Source organism: Pseudomonas sp. 1D4 (assembly GCF_001728925.1).
GTDB classification, from domain to species: domain Bacteria; phylum Pseudomonadota; class Gammaproteobacteria; order Pseudomonadales; family Pseudomonadaceae; genus Metapseudomonas; species Metapseudomonas otitidis.
Map to the genome: position 1 here is coordinate 1 of NZ_LXJQ01000022.1, position 13,560 is coordinate 13,560.

At 68.7% G+C, this 13,560-nt stretch carries 10 protein-coding genes; 6 read left to right on the forward strand and 4 right to left on the reverse strand.

The window, feature by feature from the left end; genetic code table 11:
• Positions 1-151: 151 nt before the first annotated feature.
• From A7D27_RS12995 to A7D27_RS13010, 4 genes are read right to left on the reverse strand one after another with little or no spacing between them, the layout of a single operon-like run.
• Positions 152-373, reverse strand: coding sequence for a formate dehydrogenase subunit delta (locus tag A7D27_RS12995; RefSeq protein WP_044409197.1), 222 nt, complete (start codon positions 371-373; stop codon positions 152-154).
• Entirely contained in the window at positions 370-3,246 is a 2,877-nt protein-coding gene (fdhF, locus tag A7D27_RS13000; protein WP_069565136.1) for a formate dehydrogenase subunit alpha, read from the reverse strand. The genes A7D27_RS12995 and fdhF overlap by 4 nt, the downstream gene beginning before the upstream one ends.
• Positions 3,243-4,799, reverse strand: coding sequence for an NADH-ubiquinone oxidoreductase-F iron-sulfur binding region domain-containing protein (locus A7D27_RS13005; RefSeq protein ID WP_069559127.1), 1,557 nt, complete (start codon positions 4,797-4,799; stop codon positions 3,243-3,245). Before A7D27_RS13005 ends, fdhF begins: the two co-directional genes overlap by 4 nt.
• Complete coding sequence (locus A7D27_RS13010; protein WP_069559128.1) at positions 4,793-5,275, reverse strand: formate dehydrogenase subunit gamma; 483 nt, start codon at positions 5,273-5,275, stop codon at positions 4,793-4,795. Before A7D27_RS13010 ends, A7D27_RS13005 begins: the two co-directional genes overlap by 7 nt.
• A 455-nt stretch (positions 5,276-5,730) precedes the next feature.
• Here A7D27_RS13010 and A7D27_RS13015 point away from each other — a divergent pair, with 455 nt between their 5' ends.
• From A7D27_RS13015 to A7D27_RS13040, 6 genes are all read left to right on the forward strand, one after another.
• A complete protein-coding gene (locus A7D27_RS13015) occupies positions 5,731-6,708 on the forward strand; it encodes a dipeptidase (RefSeq protein WP_069559129.1) in 978 nt (325 codons plus the stop codon).
• 139 nt (positions 6,709-6,847) lie between these two features.
• Positions 6,848-7,378, forward strand: a complete 531-nt coding sequence (locus A7D27_RS13020; protein WP_069559130.1) for a DUF5943 domain-containing protein — start codon at positions 6,848-6,850, stop codon at positions 7,376-7,378.
• Between the two features lie 15 nt (positions 7,379-7,393).
• Positions 7,394-9,454: a dimethylglycine demethylation protein DgcA gene (dgcA, locus tag A7D27_RS13025; RefSeq protein ID WP_069565137.1), complete on the forward strand. Its 2,061-nt coding sequence runs from the start codon at positions 7,394-7,396 to the stop codon at positions 9,452-9,454.
• Between the two features lie 92 nt (positions 9,455-9,546).
• The gene (gene dgcB, locus A7D27_RS13030; RefSeq protein WP_069565138.1) at positions 9,547-11,505 is read left to right on the forward strand and encodes a dimethylglycine demethylation protein DgcB; all 1,959 of its coding nucleotides are present in this window, start codon (positions 9,547-9,549) and stop codon (positions 11,503-11,505) included.
• Between the two features lie 37 nt (positions 11,506-11,542).
• Positions 11,543-12,775: an electron transfer flavoprotein subunit alpha/FixB family protein gene (locus A7D27_RS13035; protein ID WP_069565139.1), complete on the forward strand. Its 1,233-nt coding sequence runs from the start codon at positions 11,543-11,545 to the stop codon at positions 12,773-12,775.
• A complete protein-coding gene (locus tag A7D27_RS13040) occupies positions 12,765-13,544 on the forward strand; it encodes an electron transfer flavoprotein subunit beta (protein ID WP_069565140.1) in 780 nt (259 codons plus the stop codon). Before A7D27_RS13035 ends, A7D27_RS13040 begins: the two co-directional genes overlap by 11 nt.
• Positions 13,545-13,560 lie beyond the last annotated feature (16 nt).

A 13,560-nucleotide genomic window follows, 5' to 3' on the forward strand; every position in this document is an offset into this window, starting at 1 on the left:
GGCTGTGCGAAGCCCATCATGGCCAGGCACGGCTCGGATGCGATGCGGTTCGCCGAGCTCACCGCATCCTACGGGTTGTGCATGCGGCACCGCGTAGGGTGGATCGCGCTCCACCGATCCACCGGAACGCCCGATGGCGTGGAGCAAGACGCTAGACCGCCCGCCCCTGCTCGGCCAGGGCGGCCTGCACCAGGGGGTGGAGGTTCTCGCCCTGGCGCTCCACCTGCCAGGCCATGAGCTCGATGCGCATGGCCGGGGTCCAGAAGTTCTGCAGGTGCTGCTGGACGCCCTTCACCGCTGCCTCCGGGTCCGGCTCGCTGCTGAAGAACTGGGCGATCTGGTTGGCCATCTTGATCAGGTTGTCTGTGCTCATCGGCGTGCCTCGACTCTCTCCGTCCTGCGGCGTTCCTTGAGCAAACGCCGCTGTTCGTCACTGAACGCCTGATAGCGTTTCTGCCATTCGGAAGGCTGGAACACCTTCGTCACTTCCACCGCCGTCACCTTGTATTCCGGGCAGTTGGTGGCCCAGTCGGAGTTGTCGGTGGTGATCACGTTGGCGCCCGACTCGGGGAAGTGGAAGGTGGTGTACACCACCCCCGGCGCCACCCGCTCGGTCACCCGGGCACGCAGCACGGTCTGCCCCGCACGGCTGCCCACGCCCACCCAGTCGCCCTCGGCGATGCCACGGCTCTCGGCGTCGCTGGGGTGGATCTCCAGGCGGTCCTCCTCGTGCCAGGCCACGTTGTCGGTACGCCGGGTCTGCGCGCCGACGTTGTACTGGCTGAGGATGCGCCCGGTGGTGAGCAACAGCGGGTAGCGGTTGTTCACCTTCTCCTCGGTGGGCACGTAGCCGGTCAGCATGAAGCGCCCCTTGCCACGCACGAAGGCGTCGATGTGCATGGTCGGCGTGCCGTCCGGCGCGGCGTCGTTGCACGGCCATTGCAGGCTGCCGTGACGCTCCAGCTCGGCGTAGCTGACGCGGCTGAAGGTCGGCGTGAGGCGGGCGATCTCGTCCATGATTTCCGACGGGTGCCGGTAGTCCATGCGGTAGCCCAGGGCATTGGCCAGGGCCACGGTGGCCTCCCAGTCGGCCTTGCCGCCCAGCGGCTCCATCACCTTGCGCACGCGAGAGATGCGGCGCTCGGCGTTGGTGAAGGTGCCGTCCTTCTCCAGGAAGGAGCTGCCGGGCAGGAACACGTGGGCGAACTTGGCGGTTTCGTTGAGGAAGATGTCCTGCACCACCACGCACTCCATGGCAGACAACGCAACGGTCACGTGCTGGGTGTTGGGGTCGCTCTGGGCGATGTCCTCGCCCTGGCAGTACAGCCCCTTGAAGCTGCCGCCCAGGGCGGCCTCGAACATGTTGGGGATGCGCAGCCCCGGATCGGGCTGCAGGGTCACCCCCCAGGCCTGCTCGAACTGTGCCCGCACCGCCTCGTTGGAGACGTGGCGGTAGCCCGGCAGCTCATGGGGGAAGGAGCCCATGTCGCAGGAACCCTGCACGTTGTTCTGCCCGCGCAGCGGGTTCACCCCGACACCCTCGCGGCCGACGTTGCCGGTGGCCATGGCGAGGTTGGCGATGCCCATCACCGCCGTGCTGCCCTGGCTGTGCTCGGTCACGCCCAGCCCGTAGTAGATGGCCGCGTTGCCGCCGGTGGCGTAGAGCCGGGCCGCCGCGCGGATGGCCTCCGGGGCCACGCCGCAGACCGGGCCCAGGGCCTCGGGGGCATGTTCGGGACGGCTGACGAACGCGCTCCAGCGGGCGAAGTCGGCCGGCTCGCAGCGGGCGTCGACGAAGTCCTGCTGCACCAGCCCCTCGGTGACGATCACGTGGGCCAGGGCATTGAGCATGGCCACGTTGGTGCCCGGACGCAGCGCCAGGTGCAGCTCGGCGCGGGCATGGGGCGAGTCCACCAGATCGATGCGGCGCGGGTCGATGACGATCAGCCGCGCGCCCTCGCGCAAGCGGCGCTTGAGCTGGGAGCCGAACACCGGGTGGGCGTCGGTGGGGTTGGCACCGATCACCAGGATGACGTCGGCCTGCATCACCGAGTCGAAGCTCTGGGTGCCGGCGGACTCGCCCAGGGTCTGCTTCAGCCCGTAGCCGGTGGGCGAGTGGCAGACGCGGGCGCAGGTGTCCACGTTGTTGTTGCCGAAACCGGCGCGCACCAGCTTCTGCACCAGGTAGGTCTCCTCGTTGGTGCAGCGGCTGGAGGTGATACCACCGATGGCGTCGCGCCCGTACTGCAACTGCAGGCGGCGGAACTCGCCGGCGGCGTAGTTCACCGCCTCCTCCCAACTCACTTCCTGCCACGGGTCGGTGATGCGCTTGCGGATCATCGGCTTGGTGATGCGGTCCGGGTGGGTGGCGTAGCCCCAGGCGAAGCGGCCCTTGACGCAGGAGTGGCCGTGGTTGGCCTGGCCGTTCTTGTCCGGGACCATACGCACCAGCTCATTGCCCTTCATCTCCGCACGGAAGGAGCAGCCCACGCCGCAATAGGCGCAGGTGGTGATGACGCTGCGCTCCGGCTGGCCCATCTCCACCACGCTCTTCTCCATCAGCGTGGCGGTGGGGCAGGCCTGCACGCAGGCCCCGCAGGAGACGCATTCGGAGTCGAGGAAGTTCTCCCCGCCGGCCGCCGCCACGCGCGAATCGAAGCCGCGCCCGTCGATCGTCAGGGCGAAGGTGCCCTGCACCTCCTCGCAGGCCCGCACGCAGCGGTTGCAGACGATGCACTTGCTCGGGTCGTAGTCGAAATAGGGGTTGGAGGTGTCCTTCGCATCGCTCAGGTGATTGGCCCCGTCATAGCCGTAGCGCACCTCGCGCAGGCCCACCTGGCCGGCCACGGTCTGCAGCTCGCAGTTGCCGTTGGCGGAGCAGGTGAGGCAGTCCAGCGGGTGGTCGGAGATGTACAGCTCCATGACGTTGCGCCGCAGGCTGGCGAGCTTGGGCGTCTGGGTGCGCACCACCATGCCTTCGGTCACCGGCGTGGTGCAGGAGGCGGGGTAGCCGCGCATGCCGTCGATTTCCACCAGGCACATGCGGCAGGAGCCGAAGGCTTCCAGGCTGTCGGTGGCGCAGAGCTTGGGAATGGTGGTGCCGAGCAGCGCGGCGGCACGCATCACCGAGGTGCCGGCAGGCACGCTGATCGTGCGGCCGTCGATGCTCAGGCTGACCTGCACCTCGCTCTGGCGGGCGGGGGTGCCCAGGTCGGTGTCCTTGGCGGGGTCGAAGATCTGGATCATTGCTCAGCCTCCGTGGGCGGCAGCCCGAAGTCGGCGGGGAAGTGCCTGAGGGCGCTGGTGACCGGGAAGGCGGTCATCCCGCCGAGGGCACAGAGCGAGCCGTAGGTCAGGGTGTCGCAGAGGTCCTGCAGCAGCAGGGCCTGCTCCTCGCGGGCAGTGATGTCGGTGGCGGCGATCAGCCGGTCCACCACTTCCACGCCCCGGGTCGAGCCGATGCGGCAGGGCGTGCACTTGCCGCAGGACTCCTCGGCGCAGAACTGCAGGGCGAAGCGCGCCATCTGCGCCATGTCCAGGCTGTCGTCGGCCACCACCACACCACCGTGGCCGAGCATGGCGCCCATGGCGGCGAAGGCCTCGTAGTCCAGCGGGGTGTCGAACTGCGTGGGTGGCACCCAGGCCCCCAGGGGGCCGCCCACCTGGGCGGCCTTCACCGGCCGGCCACTGGCGCAGCCGCCGCCGTAGGTCTCGATCAGCTCCCGCAGGGTCAGGCCGAAGGCCCGCTCCACCAGGCCGCCATGACGGACGTTGCCGGCCAGCTGGAAGGGCATGGTGCCCAGGGAGCGGCCCATGCCGAAGTCACGGTAGAACGCCGCGCCCCGGGCCAGGATGAGCGGCACCGAGGTCAGGGTCAGCACGTTGTGCACCAGCGTCGGCTGGCCGAACAGGCCCTGCAGCGCCGGCAGCGGCGGCTTGGCGCGGACCACGCCGCGCTTGCCTTCCAGGGAATCCAGCAGCGCGGTTTCCTCGCCGCAGATGTAGGCTCCGGCACCGACCCGCACCTCCAGCTCGAAGGGCCGGCCGCTGCCGGCTACGTCGGCGCCGAGGTAGCCGGCATCACGGGCCAGCACGATGGCGCAGCGCAGGGCCTCCACCGCCTGGGGGTACTCGGAGCGCACGTAGATGTAGCCCTGGCTGGCACCGACGGCGAGGCCAGCAATGGCCATGCCCTCGATCAGCAGGAAGGGGTCGCCCTCCATCAGCATGCGGTCGGCGAAGGTGCCGGAGTCGCCCTCGTCGGCGTTGCACACCACGTACTTCTGCTCGGCGACGGCGCCACGCACCGTGCGCCACTTGATGCCAGCGGGGAAGGCAGCACCACCGCGCCCACGCAGGCCGGAATCCAGCACGGCAGTGACGATCTCGTCACCACTCAGCGCCACGGCACGGGCCAGGCCCTCGAAGCCGCCGTGGGCACGGTAGTCGTCCAGGGACAATGGCCGGGTGATGCCGGCGCGGGCGAAAAGCAGCCGCTGCTGGCTCTTCAGGTAGGGCAGTTCTTCCACCGCACCCAGGGCCAGGGGATGCTGGCCGTCACCGGCGAGGGCGTCGAGCAGGCCGGGCACGTCGGTTTCGCTCACCGGGCCGAAGCCCAGGCGGCCCTCGGCCCCCTCCAGTTCCACCAGCGGCTCCAGCCAGTAGAGGCCACGGGAACTGGTGCGGTGCACCTCCAGCGGCAGTTGCCGGCGCGCGGCCTCGGCCACCAGGGCGTCGGCCACGGCATCGGCGCCCACCGCGCGGGCGACGGAATCACAGGGGATGCACAGCCTCAGCATGAGCCGTCCTCCAGGCAACCCTGCACCAGCGCGTGCAGGCGTTCAGGGGTCAGCCGGGCGTGGACCTTGCCGTCCACCTCGACCGCCGGGGAGCAGGCGCAGGCGCCCAGGCAATAGACCGGGCGCAGGCTGACGCGGCCATCGGCGAGGGTGCCGTGGTCGTCCAGTTGCAGTTGCTCACGCAGTTGCGCCGCCAGGGCTTCGGCGCCCCGGCTCTGGCAGGACTCGGCGCGGCACAGGCGCACGGTGTGGCGCGCCGACGGGGCGGTGCGGAAGTCGTGGTAGAAGCTGATCACCCCATGGACCTCGGCCTGGCTGAGGTTGAGGGCGCGGGCGATCTCGGGGATGGCAAGGGCGGGAATGTAGCCGGCGCCCTGCTGGATGGCGTGCAGGATCGGCAGCAGGGCACCGGGGGTGTCCTTCTCCCGCGCCAGCACGCGCTGAATCAGAGGCAGGTGAAGCGTCTCATCAGGCATACAGCGTTCCTCGGCTCCGCAGGCCGGGCGCTGGGCGCCTGGGCCTGGAGGTTTCGGCTGCGGCAGCGCCGACCGCCACGGTACGCGGGCCGGTTGCCACCCTGTTGCCGGGACCGCGCGTCTGCGCGCACGGGTCCGGGGCATTACGCGAGCTTGCCATCCCTGCGCCTGGGAAATTGCACCTCAGCGACCCTGTGCATGCTGAAACCGACGCCGGGTGGTGTGCCGCCACCTTCTTATATAGATGCCCGGCGGCCCCATCGGCGGTTGCCGGACGCGCGGCCCGCCACGAGCCGCCGCGCCGCCGAGCCCTGCATGCCTATCCGCGACCGGCTTGACGCTTTCGGCAATACCCCGGTCGCTTTTGCACGATAGCGCCCAAAGCCCCGGGGATATGCTCCCTTCAAAGCGCCGGCAGAAGATTCGGCGCACCAAGAATCAAAGGGGACAGCCTGATGAGCCCAGCCGAACTGCACGCCGACAGCATCGTCATCGATGGCCTGATCATCGCCAAGTGGAACCGCGAACTCTTCGAAGACATGCGCAAGGGCGGCCTGACCGCTGCCAACTGCACCGTCTCCGTCTGGGAAGGCTTCCAGGCCACGGTGAACAACATCGTCGCCAGCAACAACCTGATCCGCGAGAACAGCGACCTGGTCATCCCGGTGCGCACCACCGCCGACATCCGCAAGGCCAAGGAACAGGGCAAGACCGGCATCCTCTACGGCTTCCAGAACGCCCATGCGTTCGAGGACCAGATCGGCTACGTGGAGGTGTTCAAGCAGCTCGGCGTGGGCATCGTGCAGCTGTGCTACAACACCCAGAACCTCGTGGGCACCGGCTGCTACGAGCGCGACGGCGGCCTCTCCGGCTTCGGTCGCGAGATAGTCGCCGAAATGAACCGCGTCGGCATCATGTGCGACCTCTCCCACGTCGGCTCCAAGACCTCCGAGGAAGTCATCCTCGAATCGAAGAAGCCCGTCTGTTACTCCCACTGCCTGCCGTCCGGCCTGAAGCAACACCCGCGCAACAAGTCCGATGAAGAGCTGAAGTTCATCGCCGACCACGGCGGTTTCGTCGGCGTGACCATGTTCGCGCCGTTCCTGGCCAAGGGCATCGATTCCACCATCGACGACTACGCCGAAGCCATAGAGTACGTGATGAACATCGTCGGCGAGGACGCCATCGGCATCGGCACCGACTTCACCCAGGGCCACGGCCAGGACTTCTTCGAGTACCTGACCCACGACAAGGGCTACGCCCGCCGCCTGACCAACTTCGGCAAGATCGTGAACCCCCTGGGCATCCGCACCGTGGGCGAGTTCCCCAACCTGACCGAGACCCTGCTGGGGCGCGGCCACAGCGAACGGGTGGTGCGCAAGATCATGGGCGAGAACTGGGTCAACGTCCTGCGCGACGTCTGGGGCGAATGACGCCGGACCGAACCGAACACGAACGTAGGGTGGATGACGCTCTTTTCATCCACCAGCCCACCGCGCGGTGGCTCATCTCTGCGGCGGATGACTGAAGCGCCATCCGCCCGATACCTGACCTGAATTCGGAGTTATCCACATGGCCAAACACGCCCCTGAACTGCCCATCGAAGTCGACAGCGAGACCGGCGTCTGGACCACCGACGCCCTGCCGATGCTCTATGTGCCGCGCCACTTCTTCGTCAACAACCACATGGGCATCGAGGCCGAGCTGGGTCCTGCGCGCTACGCCGAGATCCTCTACAAGGCCGGCTACAAGTCCGCCTGGCACTGGTGCGAGAAGGAGGCCGAATGTCACGGCCTGGAAGGCGTGGCGGTGTTCGAGCACTACATGAAGCGCCTGTCCCAGCGCGGCTGGGGCCTGTTCCAGATCCAGGACATCGACCTCGACAAGGGCACCGCCAGCGTCAAGCTCAAGCACTCCGCCTTCGTCTACGTCTACGGCAAGGTCGGCCGCAAGGTGGACTACATGTTCACCGGCTGGTTCGCCGGCGCCATGGACCAGATCCTCGCCGCCCGTGGCAGCAGCCTTCGTACCGTCGCCGAGCAGGTCTACAGCGGCTCGGAAGAAGGCCACGACGACGGCCTGTTCATCGTCAAACCCCTGTAAGCCGGAGCACGCACCATGGCCTTCGAAGCAATGTTCCAGCCGATCCAGATCGGCAAGCTGACCATCCGCAACCGCGTGCTCTCCACCGCTCACGCCGAGGTGATCGCCACCGACGGCGGCATGACCACCGAGCGCTACGTGAAGTACTACGAGGAGAAGGCCAAAGGCGGCATCGGGCTGGCCATTTGCGGCGGCTCGTCGGTGGTGTCCACCGACAGCCCGCAGCAGTGGTGGAGTTCGGTGAACCTGTCCACCGACCGCATCATCCCGCACTTCCAGAACCTCGCCGACGCCATGCACAAGCACGGCGCCAAGATCATGATCCAGATAACCCACATGGGCCGGCGCTCGCGCTGGGACGGCTACAACTGGCCGACCCTGATGTCCCCGTCGGGCATCCGCGAACCCGTGCACCGCGCCACCTGCAAGACCATCGAGGTGGAAGAGATCTGGCGCGTCATCGGTGACTTCGCCCAGGCCGCGCGCCGCGCCAAGGCCGGCGGACTGGATGGCGTCGAGCTGTCCGCCGTGCACCAGCACATGATCGACCAGTTCTGGAGCCCGCGCGTCAACAAGCGCACCGATGAATGGGGCGGCACCTTCGAAGGCCGCATGAAGTTCGGCCTGGAAGTGCTCAAGGCCGTGCGCGAAGAAGTCGGCCCGGATTTCTGCGTCGGCATGCGCATCTCCGGTGACGAGTTCCACCCCGACGGCCTGTCCCACGAGGACATGAAGCAGATCGCCAAGTACTACAGCGACTCCGGGATGCTCGACTTCATCGGCGTGGTCGGCTCCGGCGCCGACACCCACAACACCCTGGCCAACGTCATCCCCAACATGAGCTTCCCGCCGGAGCCCTTCCTGCACCTGGCGGCCGGCATCAAGGAAGTGGTCAACGTCCCGGTGCTGCACGCGCAGAACATCAAGGACCCGAACCAGGCCACCCGCATCCTCGAAGGCGGCTACGTGGACATGGTCGGCATGACCCGCGCCCACATCGCCGACCCGCACCTGATCGCCAAGATCAAGATGGGCCAGGTGGACCAGATCAAGCAGTGCGTCGGCGCCAACTACTGCATCGACCGCCAGTACCAGGGCCTGGACGTGCTGTGCATCCAGAACGCCGCCACCACCCGCGAGTACATGGGCGTTCCGCACATCATCGAGAAGACCACCGGCAAGAAGCGCAAGGTGGTCATCGTCGGCGGCGGCCCCGCCGGCATGGAAGCGGCCCGCGTGGCGGCCGAGCGCGGCCACGACGTGACCCTGTTCGAGAAGAAGGACCAGCTCGGTGGCCAGATCACCCTCGCCGCCAAGGCCCCGCAGCGCGACCAGATCGCCGGCATCACCCGCTGGTACCAGCTGGAGATCGCCCGCCTCGGCGTCGACCTGCGCCTGGGCACCGCCGCCGATCCGGCCACCCTCCTCGACCTCAAGCCCGACATCGTGGTGCTGGCCAACGGCGGCCATCCGTTCATCGAGCAGAACGAGCACTGGGGTGCCGCCGAAGGGCTGGTGGTGAGCGCCTGGGACATCCTCGAAGGCAAGGTGGAGCCCGGCAAGAACGTGCTGGTCTACGACACCATCTGCGAGTTCGGCGGCATGTCCGCGGCGGACTACCTGTCCGAGAAGGGCGCCCAGGTGGAGATCGTCACCGACGACATCAAGCCCGGCGTCGCCATGGGTGGCACCACCTTCCCGACCTACTACCGCAGCCTGTACCCGAAGGAAGTGATCATGACCAGCGACCTGGTGCTGGAGAAGGTCTACCGCGAGGGCGACAAGGTGGTGGCCGTGCTGGAGAACGAGTACACCGGCGCCCGCGAAGAGCGCGTGGTGGACCAGATCGTCATCGAGAACGGCGTGCGCCCGGACGAGACGCTGTACTACGCGCTCAAGCAAGGCTCACGCAACAAGGGCCAGATCGACGTCGACGCCCTGTTCGCCATCCAGCCGCAACCCTGCCTCAGCGAGCCCGGTGACGGCTACCTGCTGTTCCGCATCGGCGACTGCGGCGCCCCACGCAACGTGCACGCGGCGATCTACGACGCCCTGCGCCTGTGCAAGGACTTCTGACGCCGCCAGGTAGACGCGGGATGGGGTGAGCGAAGCGGCACCCCTCCCGCGCATCCTCCCCGCGTTCACCCGGTCCCGTAGGGAGACCAGCAATGCTGAACACGATTCTTCCCCTCCTGCTCTTCACCGCCCTCGGCCTGGCCGTGCTCGGCGCCGCCAAGCGCTTCCTCATGTGGCGCCGGGGCCGCCCGTCGCAGGTCGACTGGCTCGGCGGGCTGATGAAGATGCCGCGCCGCTACCTGGTGGACCTGCACCATGTGGTCGAGCGCGACAAATACATGTCCAGGACCCACGTCGCCACCGCCGGTGGCTTCGTCCTGGCGGCGCTGCTGGCGATCCTGGTGCATGGCTTCGGCCTGCATAGCCGCATCCTCGGCTTCGCCCTGCTGGCGGCTACGGCGCTGATGTTCGTCGGCGCCCTGTTCGTCGCCAAGCGCCGGCGCAACCCGCCGGCGCGGCTGTCCAAGGGCCCATGGATGCGCCTGCCGAAAAGCCTGCTGATGTTCTCCGCGAGCTTCTTCATCGCCACCCTGCCCGTGGCCGGCATCCTCCCGGCCGGCTTCGGCGGCTGGTTCCTCGCGGCCCTCCTCGCCGTGGGCGTGGCCTGGGGCGTGTCCGAGCTGTTCTTCGGCATGACCTGGGGCGGGCCGATGAAGCACGCCTTCGCCGGGGCCCTGCACCTGGCCTGGCACCGCCGCGCCGAACGCTTCGGTGGCGGCCGCTCCACCGGCCTCAAGGCCCTGGACCTGACCGACCCGAGCGCCCCGCTGGGCGTGGAGAAACCCACCGACTTCACCTGGAACCAGTTGCTCGGCTTCGACGCCTGCGTGCAGTGCGGCAAGTGCGAAGCCATGTGCCCGGCCTTCGCCGCCGGCCAGCCGCTGAACCCGAAGAAGCTGATCCAGGACATGGTCATCGGCCTGGCCGGCGGCAACGACGCCTCCTTCGCCGGCAGCCCTTACCCCGGCAAGGCCCTGGGTGAGCACAGCGGCGGCCCGCACCAGCCCATCGTGTCCCTGGAAGGCAAGGCCCTGGTGGATGCCGATACGCTGTGGTCCTGCACCACCTGCCGCGCCTGCGTCGAGGAGTGCCCGATGATGATCGAGCACGTCGACGCCATCGTCGACATGCGCCGCCACCTGACCCTGGAGAAGGGCGCCACCCCGAACAAGGGTGCCGAGGTGCTGGAAAACCTCATCGCCACCGACAACCCCGGCGGCTTCGCCCCCGGCGGCCGGCTGAACTGGGCGGCTGACCTGAACCTGCCGCTGATGAGCGACAAGCAGCAGGCAGACGTGCTGTTCTGGGTCGGCGACGGTGCCTTCGACATGCGCAACCAGCGCACCCTGCGCGCCTTCGTGAAAGTGCTCAAGGCCGCCAACGTTGACTTCGCCGTGCTCGGCCTGGAAGAGCGCGACAGCGGCGACGTGGCCCGGCGCCTGGGTGACGAGGCCACCTTCCAGACCCTCGCCAGGCGCAACATCGCCACCCTGGCCAAGTACCGCTTCAAGCGCATCGTCAGCTGCGACCCCCACAGCTTCCATGTGCTGAAGAACGAGTACGGCGCCCTCGGCGGTCATTACGACGTCCTGCACCACAGCACCTTCATCGACGAGCTGGTGCGTGCCGGCGCGCTGAACCTCGGCCAGAGCAAGGCCGGCAGCGTGACCTACCACGACCCCTGCTACCTCGGCCGCTACAACGGCGAGTACGAAGCGCCGCGTGCCGTGCTCAAGGCCATCGGCATCGAGGTGAAGGAAATGCAACGCTCCGGCTTCCGCTCCCGCTGCTGCGGCGGCGGCGGCGGCGCGCCGATCACCGACATCCCCGGCAAGCAGCGGATTCCCGACATGCGCATGGTGGACATAAAGGAAACCGGCGCCGAACTGGTGGCCGTCGGTTGCCCGCAGTGCACCGCGATGCTCGAAGGCGTGGTCGCCCCGCGCCCGGAGATCAAGGACATCGCCGAACTGGTGGCCGACGTGCTCATCGAGGCCCCGGCCGAGGTGAAGAAACCGGCCGCCAACAAAGCGTCCATGGAGGTGGCGTGATGGCCATCGACCGCCTCCCCCGCCTGGAGACCCGAGCATGAGCGACATCATCCGCCGCGACCCACGCGCCGAGTGGATCGCCCGCAACCGCCTGCACCCGCTGCACGGCCTGCTGCAGACCCAGGGCCAGGCCAGCTGGATGGGCCCCAACGGCGTGCTGCGCAAGAACCCCCATGTGGCCGCCGCCGGCTTCATCGGCCCCAACGGCGTCAAGCGCATCGACCGCAGCGGCGCCCAGCAGGGCACCGCCGGCAAGCGCAGCAGCGCGCCCGAGGTGGTGCAACTGCCGCTGTTGGTCATCGAACAACCGGCCTTCCACATCTGCGTGGTGCCCGACATGGTCGGCGGCCGCCTCTCCAGCCACGACAAGGACCTGCTCGGCCTGGCCCGCAAGCTGGCCGGCAGTGACGGCGCCGTGGTGGCCATAGTGTTCGGCGAGGACAAGGAAAGCGCCTTCGACACCGCTGGCGTCGACCGCCTGCTGCGCATCCCCGGTGAAGCCTTCGACGGCTACTCGCCGGAAGCGCGGGTACTGGCCCTGAGCGCCGTGGAAAGCCAGTTGGCGCCGCGCCACTGGCTGCTGCCCGACAGCCGCACCGGTGGCGGCGAGCTGGGCCGGCGCCTGGCCGCCAAGCTCGGTGAACGCCCGGCCACCCGCGTCTGGCAGGTAGCCGACCAGCAGGCCACGGGCCGGGCCGGTGCCGGCCGTGAAGACCTGGTGCGGCGCCTGCCCCGCCTGGTGCTGGCCGCCGCCGAATGCGCCGAGCCGGTCAGCGAGACCCGCCACGAGGCCCGCGCCCTGGAACTCACCCACGCCATCGCCCACAGCCTGCCGCGCCTCGAAGACCTCGGCCCGGTAGCCGTGGACCCGGCGCAGATCCCCATGGCCGAAGCGGAGTTCATCCTCTCCGGCGGCAACGGCGTGAAGGACTGGGACCTGTTCCACCAGGCTGCCCGCGAGCTGGGCGCCACCGAAGGCGCCTCCCGCGTGGCGGTGGACGACGGCCACATGCCGCGCAACCGCCAGGTCGGCGCCACCGGCACCTGGGTCACCGCGCGGGTCTACCTGGCGGTGGGCATCTCCGGGGCCATCCAGCACCTGCAGGGCATCGGTGCCTGCGACAAGGTGGTGGCGGTGAACATGGACCCGGGCTGCGACATGATCAAACGCGCCGATCTCTCGGTGATCGGCGACTCCGGCGCCATCCTCGCCGCACTCATCGAGCGGGTACGGCAATACCGTCAGGGAGGGGCACGCGATGCCGCATGACGCACTGAAGATCGTCAGCCTCGTCTCGGTCGGCGCCCACCCGACCTCCGGCCGTCCGCGCCGCGCCGACCAGGACGCCCGCGCGGTGGAACTGGGCCTGCGCCTGGCCGGCCCGCAGTTGCGGGTGGTGCACGCTGGCGACCCCCGGGAAGACGCCCTGCGCAGCTACCTGGGCATGGGCCTGACGGAGCTGGTGGTGCTGGAGCAGGGCCCGCGTGACGACGCCCTGCCGGCCCTCGGCGACTTCATCCAGCACAGCGGCGCGCAACTGGTGCTCACCGGCAGCCAGGCGGAAACCGGCGAAGGCTCGGGCATGCTCCCCTACCTGCTGGCCGAACGCCTCGGCTGGCCGCTGGTGGTGGGCCTGGCCGAAGTGGAGCAGGTGGACAACGGCGTCGCCCAGGTGCTGCAAGCCCTGCCCCGTGGCCAGCGGCGCCGGCTGAAGGTGCGCCTGCCGTTCCTCGCCAGCGTCGACAACGCCGCCCCGACCGCACGGCAGAGCGCCTACGGCCCGGCGCGTCGCGGACAGCTAAGTGCCGAAGACGTGGACATGGTAGAAGACGAGCTGTTCGCCGACAGCCAACTGCAACCCGCCCGCCCGCGCCCCAAGCGCCTCAAGGTGATCAAGGCCAAGACCGGTGCCGAGCGCATGAAGGCGGCGACGGCCAAGGCCTCCGGTGGCGGCGGCCAGGTCCTCAAGGATCTTTCGCCAGAAGCGGGTGCCGAGGCTATCTTCAAACTGCTGCAGGAAGAGGGCGTGCTGCGCTGACGCAGCACCAGGAGGA

Bases quoted from the DNA above. Each gene is read 5' to 3' on its own strand.
- A7D27_RS12995 (WP_044409197.1), bottom strand. From the start codon at position 373: ATGAGCACAGACAACCTGATCAAGATGGCCAACCAGATCGCCCAGTTC.
- A7D27_RS13020 (WP_069559130.1), top strand. From the start codon at position 6,848: ATGGCCAAACACGCCCCTGAACTGCCCATCGAAGTCGACAGCGAGACC.
- A7D27_RS13005 (WP_069559127.1), bottom strand. From the start codon at position 4,799: ATGCTGAGGCTGTGCATCCCCTGTGATTCCGTCGCCCGCGCGGTGGGC.
- A7D27_RS13015 (WP_069559129.1), top strand. From the start codon at position 5,731: ATGAGCCCAGCCGAACTGCACGCCGACAGCATCGTCATCGATGGCCTG.
- A7D27_RS13010 (WP_069559128.1), bottom strand. From the start codon at position 5,275: ATGCCTGATGAGACGCTTCACCTGCCTCTGATTCAGCGCGTGCTGGCG.
- A7D27_RS13040 (WP_069565140.1), top strand. From the start codon at position 12,765: ATGCCGCATGACGCACTGAAGATCGTCAGCCTCGTCTCGGTCGGCGCC.
- fdhF (WP_069565136.1), bottom strand. From the start codon at position 3,246: ATGATCCAGATCTTCGACCCCGCCAAGGACACCGACCTGGGCACCCCC.
- A7D27_RS13035 (WP_069565139.1), top strand. From the start codon at position 11,543: ATGAGCGACATCATCCGCCGCGACCCACGCGCCGAGTGGATCGCCCGC.
- dgcA (WP_069565137.1), top strand. From the start codon at position 7,394: ATGGCCTTCGAAGCAATGTTCCAGCCGATCCAGATCGGCAAGCTGACC.
- dgcB (WP_069565138.1), top strand. From the start codon at position 9,547: ATGCTGAACACGATTCTTCCCCTCCTGCTCTTCACCGCCCTCGGCCTG.